Source organism: Chromobacterium sp. S0633 (genome assembly GCF_024158805.1).
In the GTDB taxonomy this organism is placed as follows: domain Bacteria; phylum Pseudomonadota; class Gammaproteobacteria; order Burkholderiales; family Chromobacteriaceae; genus Chromobacterium.
In genome coordinates, this window is the sequence record NZ_JAMZGH010000085.1 from 1 (window position 1) to 7,685 (window position 7,685).

Annotated in this window: 6 protein-coding genes; 4 read left to right on the forward strand and 2 right to left on the reverse strand. The window is 67.9% G+C overall.

Annotated features, from left to right (window positions below):
- Positions 1-231 precede the first annotated feature (231 nt).
- Positions 232-951 (reverse strand): helix-turn-helix transcriptional regulator, encoded by a 720-nt coding sequence (locus NK214_RS24430; protein WP_253315743.1) that lies wholly within the window; start codon positions 949-951, stop codon positions 232-234.
- Between the two features lie 80 nt (positions 952-1,031).
- On the opposite strand from NK214_RS24430, the gene NK214_RS24435 reads away from it, so the two are divergent.
- Genes NK214_RS24435 through NK214_RS24445 form a run of 3 tightly spaced genes read left to right on the forward strand, consistent with a single transcriptional unit; the run spans position 1,032 to position 3,111 of the window.
- The gene (locus NK214_RS24435) at positions 1,032-1,658 is read left to right on the forward strand and encodes a DUF6058 family natural product biosynthesis protein (protein ID WP_253315744.1); all 627 of its coding nucleotides are present in this window, start codon (positions 1,032-1,034) and stop codon (positions 1,656-1,658) included.
- The gene (locus tag NK214_RS24440) at positions 1,655-2,761 is read left to right on the forward strand and encodes a hypothetical protein (protein ID WP_253315745.1); all 1,107 of its coding nucleotides are present in this window, start codon (positions 1,655-1,657) and stop codon (positions 2,759-2,761) included. Before NK214_RS24435 ends, NK214_RS24440 begins: the two co-directional genes overlap by 4 nt.
- Positions 2,758-3,111, forward strand: coding sequence for an antibiotic biosynthesis monooxygenase (locus tag NK214_RS24445; protein WP_253315746.1), 354 nt, complete (start codon positions 2,758-2,760; stop codon positions 3,109-3,111). The genes NK214_RS24440 and NK214_RS24445 overlap by 4 nt, the downstream gene beginning before the upstream one ends.
- On the opposite strand, the gene NK214_RS24450 is transcribed toward NK214_RS24445, so the two are convergent.
- Complete coding sequence (locus NK214_RS24450; protein ID WP_107801167.1) at positions 3,083-3,865, reverse strand: class I SAM-dependent methyltransferase; 783 nt, start codon at positions 3,863-3,865, stop codon at positions 3,083-3,085. The genes NK214_RS24445 and NK214_RS24450 overlap by 29 nt on opposite strands.
- Positions 3,866-4,374: 509 nt before the next feature.
- Between NK214_RS24450 and NK214_RS24455 the strand changes: the two genes are divergently transcribed.
- A partial coding sequence (locus tag NK214_RS24455; RefSeq protein WP_253315747.1) for a DUF4347 domain-containing protein occupies positions 4,375-7,685 on the forward strand: 3,311 nt, incomplete at its 3' end.

A 7,685-nucleotide genomic window follows, 5' to 3' on the forward strand; every position in this document is an offset into this window, starting at 1 on the left:
CTCCACCCACCCTACGGCGGATGGTTTGGTCGGGGGTATTTGTAGGGTGGGTGGAGCCGTAGGCGATACCCACCAAAGCCCGCCGCCAAGGTCCAAGCATCGGTTCCATCGCGTTTCCGCGTGGGTATCGCTGTGCTCCGCCCTACGGCGGATGGTTTGCTTGGGAGGGAGGGTACCCTCCGCCGACACTGCCCAAGGACTCATCCGCCGCGCCCCCTCGCGCAAACCGCCTCACTCCCCCCGCAACTGCTCGCTGCCCACTCCACATTCCTGCTTCAAGAAGGCGTAACCGGCCGGCGTGATCCGCAAGGCGCGGCTGTCGCTGCGGCGCTCGGTCAGACCGCGCTGCAAGAAGGCTTGGCACAAGGCCGCGCCCAGGCTGCCGGCGATGTGGTCGCGGCGTTCGCTCCAGTCCAGGCAGGCGCGCGCCAAGGGCCGGCGCGGGCGGGCGATGCCGGCCAGTTGAATGTCCAGCCGCGCCGCCAGCCAGTCCGCGCCAGCCGGCGTCACCGCGAACTCGCGCTCCTCGCGCCGTTGCAGCAGTTGCTGCTGTTGCAGGAAGTCGGCGACGGCGATGCCCAGCCGGCCGGCGAGGTGGTCGTAGCAGCTGCGCGCCAGGCGGATGTCGGCATTGCCCTTGGGACGCACCGCGCTCCGGCTTTCGCCGGCGGCGGCGGACAGCGCTTCCAGCGCGTGGGCGATGGCCGGGCTGGCCAGGCCGTAATAGCGGTGGCGGCCGCGTTGTTCCACCCGCACCGCCTGGCCGTGCAGCAACTTGGCCAGATGGTTGCTGGCCGCTTGCGGCGACAGGCCGGCGGCCTGGGCCAGATCGCTGGCCGGGTAGAGGCGGCCGTCTTGCAAGAGCAGCAGCATCAGCGCGCGGCCGGGGTCGGCCAGCAGGCTGGCCAGGCGGCTGATGTCGGGTATGCGGTCGTGCGGGGCTGCAAGCATGGTTCATCCTCGGCTGAAACTTTGGCGGATGCCGCCGGCTACGATAAACCCATCGTCAAGCTTGAACAAGGAGAGCGGGAGTGGAGGATTTGCTGGGCTATCTGCATAGCCATTTTCTGAGCGAGCCGGCCTTGCTGGCGCGCAGCGGCGTGAGCCTGGACACCCTGCGAGGCTGGCAGCGGGCCGGCGCGGCGCCGTGGCCGTCCTACCGGCTGACGCTGAGCGGGGAGGCGGCGTCCTGCATGGGCGCGGCGGCGCTGAGCGCGGAGTCGGCCTGGTATCCGCAGGGCATGTTGTGCTGGCTGGGCCAGGCGCTGGCCTTGGACGGGGATCCGGAGCGCCTGCGCGCCTGTTTCGGCCGGCAGTGGCGCGCCGGGCTGGCGGCGCTGGAATTGCCGCCCGCCGAGGCGGAGCCGGATTGGGAGGCGGCGTGGGGGGATTTCCTGGCCGGCGGCTACGGGGTGTGCACCCGCGCCGGCTTGCCGGGGGAGATTGCGCAGAAGGAGGCGCTGGTGTCCTTGATCGACGCGCTGACCGAGCGGCAACGCCGGCCCGCGCTGGACCCGGCCCGGCGCGAGCGCCTGGCCTGGGCGGTGACGGCGCTGGACGGGGTGGCGGCGCCGTTTGCGCCGCATGAGCGGGCGGCTAGTTCGCGTGCCCGCTGCGTGGAACTGACGCGGCGGCTTTACCTGATGGAGGCGATATGAGCGCTTGGCCTTTGGACCCGCTGGCGGCGGTGACTCACACCCATCCCTATCCCTATTATCAGGATCTGGCGCAGCGGCGGCCATTGTATTTTGACGCCGGCCTGGGCTTGTGGGTGGCGGCCGGCCACGCGGCGGCGCAGGCGGTGTTGGCCGCGCCGGAGTGCCGGGTGCGGCCGCTGGATCAGGCGGCGCCGCCGCAGTTGGGCGATGGCGGCTTGGCGCGCACGTTCTGTCTGTGGGCGCGGATGAGCGAGGCGCCGCGCCATCCGGCGCTGAAGGCGGCCTTGAGCCGGGCCTTGGCGACGGCGGCGGGCGCGGAGGCCGGGCGCTTGTCGGAAAGCCTGGCGCGGGACTGGCTGATGCGCGAGCCTTTGAACGGCGAGGTGCTGGACCGGATGGCGCAGGGCTTGCCGGTGCTGACGCTGGCCGGCTTGTTGGGTCTGCCGGCGGCGGACGCGCCGGCCTTGGTCGCGGAGGCGGCGGCGCTGGCGCAAGCGTTGGCGGCGGATGCCGATGTAGAGGCGCTGGAGCGCGGAGAGCGGGCCTTGACGGCTTTGCAGGCGCGGGTGGCGGAGGCGCTGCCGCAGGCCGGCGGCATGCTGGCTGAGCTGAAGAATGAATTGGCTCCGGATGAGGCGACGCTGACGGCGAATGTGATCGGCCTGCTGTTCCAGAGCCTGGACGCCGGCGCCGGCCTGTTCGCCGCCGCTGTCTGGCATCAGGCCCAGGGCCGGCCGCTGGCGGCGGGCGCGGCGGAGGAGTGGGATGGGCTGGCCTTGCGGGACCCGGTCTTGCACAACACCCGCCGTTTCGTCGCGCGGGATTGGTCCTATGGCGGCCAGACGGTGCCGGCCGGCGCTTCGGTATTGGTGGTGTTGGCCGCGGCGGCTTTGGACCCGGCCGGGCCGGGCGAGGCCTTGATGTTCGGCGCCGGCCGGCATGCCTGCCCGGGCCGGGCGCTGGCGCTGGAGATCGCGCGCGGCGGCCTGGCGGCATTGGCGGCGGCGCGGCCGGATTGGCAAGACTTGACGGCGGCGGCGCGTTTTCGCCGGCTGCCCAACGCGCGGGTGCGCCTTTATGGCGAGAAAGGGAGAACGGAATGATTGCGGTGATTTTCGAGGTGGAGCTGGCCGAAGGCGGCCGGGACGGTTATCTGGCTTGGGCGGAACGCCTGGGGCGGGAGCTGGCGGAGGCGGACGGTTTTCTGTCGATCGAGCGCTTCGTCAGTCTGAATCGGCCGGAGAAGATGTTGTCGCTGTCGTTCTGGCGCGACGAGGCGTCGGTGGCGGCCTGGCGGCGGCTGGAGCCGCACCGCGCGGCGCAGCGGCAGGGCCGGGAGGCCTTGTTCGCCGATTACCGGCTGCGGGTGGCGGCGGTGCTGCGGGATTATGGGATGAACGAGCGGGCGCAAGCGCCCGATGGCGTCAGCCCTGAATTGGATGCAAGGCCTTGATCACGTAAAGATCAAAACGGGTGGATTTGCCGTCCAGCACCGCGGACGGCTTCACGCCCTCGATGGCCGCGCCCAGCCGCGGCCGTTTCACCACCACGCGGTTCTTGGCCGCGGCGATGGCGGCTTGCAGCAGCGCGGCGCTGTCCTGATCGTCGCCTATCACCTGCTGGAAGGCCTGCATGTCCTTCTTGGCGGCGGCGCTTTTCTTGTCGGTGTCCGGGAACATCGGATCGACGAACACCACGTCCGGGCGTTCGGCCTCGCTTAGCGCGGCCAGCCAGGCGATGGAGCTGGCGTGCACCAGATGCATGCGCGCGGCGATGTCGGCGGTGTCCGGGTGGCCGGCGGCGCGTTCCAGCGCGTCGGCCAGCAGCGCGGCGGCCACCGGCGAGCGCTCCACCAGGGTGACGCGGCAGCCCAGGCCGGCCAGCACGAAGCTGTCGCGGCCCAGGCCGGCGGTGGCGTCCACCACATAGGGCAGTTCCTTGGCGCCTTTCAGGCCGATGGCCTTGGCCACCGGTTGGCCGCGGCCGCCGCCCTGTTCGCGCCGATGCTTGGCCGCGCCCTCGACGAATTCCGCATACACCGCGCCGTGCTTGCCGGTGGTCAGCAGTTCCAGCCTTTGTTCGCCCAATTCCAGCCAATAGCCCTGCTCCGGCCGTTGTTCCAGCAGCGGCAGAGCGAAGCGCTGGCTCAACAGGCGGGCGGCGTCCAGGCGGTCGGGACGGGCGCAGTACAGCGGGGTGGCGGGCATGGAGAAATCCTTGGATGGGCGGACGGCGGACGAACGATACGGGATGCGGCGGGCGAGGGCAAGCCGGGGGATTTTGAATATGTTGAACAAATATCATGTGTGCTACGTATTTGCACTTAGCTTACTTCGCGTGAGGAACAACTATTTTTTAAAGAGGGGGCTTCTTGGTCGCGCTTGACAGCTTTTGTCAGCTTGCCGGCTGCCCGGTTTGTTACGGTGTCGCTGTTGTTCTGATTCGAATTTATTTAATTGTCATTTATTTTTGCTTTGATACAGGTTCTAATCCGCTAAGCAGCTTTTGGGATGTAGTCGCAAGCGTGGTTCGATCTGGGTCTTGGCGCCTGTTCAATGCTTGTTGCGCTTGGTGAAGCGTCAGCGGGCGGATACGTCTTAAGAAAGGCCTATGTACCGTATGTACATTCCGCCTTCTCTGCCGTCTTCGCCTTGTCTCGCTCTTGCTCGCAAGATGTTGAACAGCCGCTTAAGCCGAAATAATCCGGGAGAGCGTGATGGGGTGGTGGAAATCAGCGGGGCAATCGCAAGGCAGTGACAAGAAGACACCGGCTCTCAAGCGCTCGCGCCTGCTGTTGCAGGCTCTGGAGCCCAGGTTGATGTTCGACGGCGCGGCGGCCGCCACGGCCGCCGCCGCCTCGGCGCATGCGGACGCGCCGCTTCCGGCGGAACGCCCGGCGCAGACGGAAGCGCCGCGATCGGCCGCGGTGGAGCGTCTGGCGGAGAAGCTCGCAGCGGCGCTGGCGCCGACCGCGCCGCCCAAGCAGGTGGTGTTCGTCGAATCCAATGTCGCCAATTACCAAAGCCTGCTGGCGCAAATGCCGGCCGGCATGGAGGTGGTGGTGCTCAACGCCGGCAAGGACGGCCTGAGCCAGATCGCCGAGTGGGCCAAAACCCACCATGGCTACGCCGCCATCCACATCATTTCCCACGGTCAGAGCGGGGATTTGATGCTGGGCAACATGGAACTGACCACGGCCAAGCTGGACAGCCGCCAGGCGGACCTGAAAACAATAGGCCAATCCTTGCGCGCCGACGGCGACATCCTGCTCTACGGCTGCGACATCGCCGCCGGCAGCAGCGGCGCGGCCTTCGTCAGCGCGCTGTCCCGCTACACTCAGGCCGACGTGGCCGCGTCCACCGACGCCACCGGCGCGGCGCGCCTGGGCGGCGACTGGACGCTGGAGCGCAATAGCGGCCATATCGACGTGGATGCCTTGCATTTCAGCTATGACGCCTTGCTGGCGCGGCCGGTGACGGGCACCACTGATTTCACCACATCGGACGGCAACACCTATAACCCCTCAGGCAGTACCGTGAGCGCCGGCAACCTCCAGGGCTGGGATTTCACGTTGCAATTGGGCTCCACCAATAACGGCGGCCAGACGATTATTGTCGAAAAGGCCGGCTCGGTGACCACGGAAACGGTGGACGGCTATAGCGACGGCACCATTCCCATCTCCTATTTCAGCGTCAAGTCCAACGACAGCAGCCGCTTTACCTTGAACTCCATCGGCGTGGTGCTGAACGGTTACGATTCCGCCACTTCCGGCGGCAATCTGCAATTGGTCGGTTATATCAACGGCGTGGCGGTCAGCGGGGCGACGCTGACGCTGAACGTGGGCGACGCGCTGCAAGGCAGCGGCGGGCTGGTGACTTTCAACGTGTCCGGCAACAGCGCCTTCCAGGGCATCGATTCCTTCCGGGTGTTGGCGGCCAGCGGCCATAATGTGACGGGCATGATAGGCATAGGCGCCATCAACGCCATCAATTTCGGCTTTGCGCCGACGCTGACCGCCAGCGGCGGCTCCAGCGCCTACAGCAGCGGCACCGGCACCGCGGTGACGGTGGACAGCGGCATCACCCTGTCCGACTCCGACAGCAGCACCCAGGCCAGCGCCACGGTGTCCATCAGCGGCAACTTCCAGAGCGGCCAGGACGTGCTGGCCTTCACCAACAACGGCAGCACCATGGGCAATATCACCGCCAGCTACAACAGCGGCACCGGGGTGCTGACGCTGACGTCCAGCGGCGCCACGGCCACGCTGGCTCAATGGCAGGCGGCCTTGCGCGCGGTGACTTATTCCGACAGCTCGCTGTCGCCCAATACCGGCAACCGCACCATCAGCTTCGCCATCAACGACGGCGCGATCAACAGCAGCGCGGTGACCAAGACGGTGACGGTGGCGGCGGATTCCGCGCCGGTGATCGGCAACCTCAACGGCGACAACCCCACTTTCACCGAGAAAGGCGGCGCGGTGAAACTGGACGTGGGCACCGCGGTCACGGTGACGGACAGCGACACCCCCAACTTCAACAGCGGCAATCTGACCGTGCACATCTCCGCCAACGGCCAGAGCGGCCAGGATGTGCTGGGCGTCGACACCAGCGGCTCGGTGTCCCTGTCCAGCGGCACCAGCGTGGGCAGCGTGGTGACGGTGGGCGGCGTGAGCATAGGCGTGATCGCCAGCAACGGCGACGGCGTGGGCGGCCATGATCTGATCGTCACCTTCAACAGCAACGCCACCCCGTCGCGGGTGGCCACCCTGCTGGCGGCGCTGACTTACAACAACAGCAGCAACGATCCCAACACCGCCACCCGCACCATCAACGTCAGCGTCAACGACGGCCGCGGCGGCACCGGCTCCAGCAATGTGACGGTGGCGGTGGCCGCGGTGAACGACGCGCCCACCGGCAGCGCCACCGCCTCCAATCCCACCTTCACGATGGGCGGCTCCGCGGTGACGGTGTTCAGCGGCGCCAGCGTCAGCGCCGTCGAATCCAGCCAGAGCGTGATCCTGCTGACGCTGACCGTGTCCGGCCTGCAAGACGGCAGCAGCGAAATCCTGTCCATAGACGGCAGCAATGTGGCGCTGACCAACGGTAACTCGGTCACCACCAGCGGCAACGGCCTGAGCGTCACCGTCTCGGTGTCCGGCGGCACCGCCACGGTGTCCATCAGCAGCAGCGGCGTTTCCGGCAGCACCGCGGCCAGCGTGATCAACGGCATCACCTATCGCGACAGCAACGGCAGCCCCTCCATCGGCAACCGGGTGGTGACGCTGACCAGCGTCAAGGACAACGGCGGCACCAGCAACGGCGGCGTGGACACCACCACGCTGGCCGTGGCGTCCACCGTCAGCGTGGCGGTGGTGCCGGTGGTGACCACCAGCGGTGGCAGCGCGGCCTTCACCGCCGGCGACAACACCGCGTCCACCCCGGTGGCGGTGGATTCTGGCATCACGGTGAGCAATAACGCCGGCCCCACGCTGGCCAGCGCCACGGTGTCCATCAGCGGCAATTTCCAGAGCGGGCAGGACGTGCTGGCCTTCACCAACGACGGCAGCACCATGGGCAATATCACCGCCAGCTACAACGCCGGCACCGGGGTGCTGACGCTGAGCTCCAGCGGCGGCAGCGCCACCTTGGCGCAATGGCAGGCGGCCTTGCGCGCGGTCACTTACACCGATACGGCGGTGACGCCCAATTCCGCCACCCGCACCGTCAGCTTCCAGGTCAACGACGGCAGCGCCAGCAGCGGCGTGGCCACGCGTTCGGTGACGGTGACGGCCACGGATCAAACGCCTATCGCCACCGCCAGCGGCGGCAGCGCAGTCTTCACCGCCGGCGACAACACCGCGTCCACGCCGGTGGCGGTGGATCCCGGCCTCACGGTCAGCGATCTGGACAACAGCACCTTGGCCAGCGCCACGGTGTCGATCAGCGGCAATTTCCAGAGCGGCCAGGACGTGCTGGCCTTCACCAACAACGGCAGCACCATGGGCAATATCACCGCCAGCTACAACAG

What these genes read in the sequence shown, in the direction of transcription:
- NK214_RS24450 (WP_107801167.1), bottom strand. Translation starts at nt 3,865, where the DNA reads ATGCCCGCCACCCCGCTGTACTGCGCCCGTCCCGACCGCCTGGACGCC.
- NK214_RS24430 (WP_253315743.1), bottom strand. Translation starts at nt 951, where the DNA reads ATGCTTGCAGCCCCGCACGACCGCATACCCGACATCAGCCGCCTGGCC.
- NK214_RS24440 (WP_253315745.1), top strand. Translation starts at nt 1,655, where the DNA reads ATGAGCGCTTGGCCTTTGGACCCGCTGGCGGCGGTGACTCACACCCAT.
- NK214_RS24445 (WP_253315746.1), top strand. Translation starts at nt 2,758, where the DNA reads ATGATTGCGGTGATTTTCGAGGTGGAGCTGGCCGAAGGCGGCCGGGAC.